This is a genomic window from Streptococcus sp. HMSC078H12, from assembly GCF_001814615.1.
Taxonomy (GTDB): domain Bacteria; phylum Bacillota; class Bacilli; order Lactobacillales; family Streptococcaceae; genus Streptococcus; species Streptococcus salivarius_F.
Genome location: NZ_KV817342.1, coordinates 1 through 233, shown reverse-complemented (window position 1 = coordinate 233; position 233 = coordinate 1). Strand labels below are relative to the sequence as shown.

The 233-nt window shown below is 50.6% G+C and carries 1 pseudogene; it reads right to left on the bottom strand.

Features of this window, described 5'->3' with window-relative positions:
• Positions 1–233, bottom strand: a pseudogene (locus HMPREF2979_RS10335) (MSCRAMM family adhesin SdrC); the annotation flags it as partial.

Here is a 233-nt window from a genome sequence, read left to right as displayed (position 1 = left end):
ACTTCATTGAGTACATCAGCAAGTCTTTCAGCCTCAGCATCAACAAGTGTATCTGAGTCATTGTCTGCTTCAGCGTCAGCTTCAGCGTCTGTGTCAGAATCATCAAGCACATCGGCTTCAGTCTCAGCGTCAGAATCAGCGAGTGCGTCCGCATCAGTCTCTGCCTCTGAGTCAGCAAGCACATCTGCATCAGTCTCAGCGTCAGAATCAGCAAGCGCATCCGCTTCAGCATC